The sequence below is a fragment of the Pseudonocardia sp. SID8383 genome (assembly GCF_009864975.1).
Taxonomy (GTDB): Bacteria; Actinomycetota; Actinomycetes; order Mycobacteriales; family Pseudonocardiaceae; genus Pseudonocardia; species Pseudonocardia alni.
Map to the genome: position 1 here is coordinate 1 of NZ_WWFY01000333.1, position 217 is coordinate 217.

The following is a 217-nucleotide window of genomic DNA, read 5'->3' on the forward strand; positions in this document are numbered from 1 at the left end:
CCCGCCGGGGGCGCCGGGCGGGGCGGGGGCGGCGGCCGCGCCCGGTTCGGTGCCCGACGCGGGCTCGGAGCCCGGGGCGGGCAGGACCGGGGCGGCGTCGGCGGCCGGTGGGACGCCGACCGCGATCTGTTCGCCGTCCCCGAGCCGCCGCGCCAGGTTGAGCACGCTGAGGTCGACCTCGGGCAGCGGGCCCCCCGCGGCGTCGAGGGCGTCGGCG

1 pseudogene is annotated in these 217 nt (G+C 84.8%); it reads right to left on the reverse strand.

The features are described 5' to 3' along the window. A pseudogene (locus tag GTW08_RS31665) lies at positions 1 to 217 on the reverse strand (ComEA family DNA-binding protein); the annotation flags it as partial.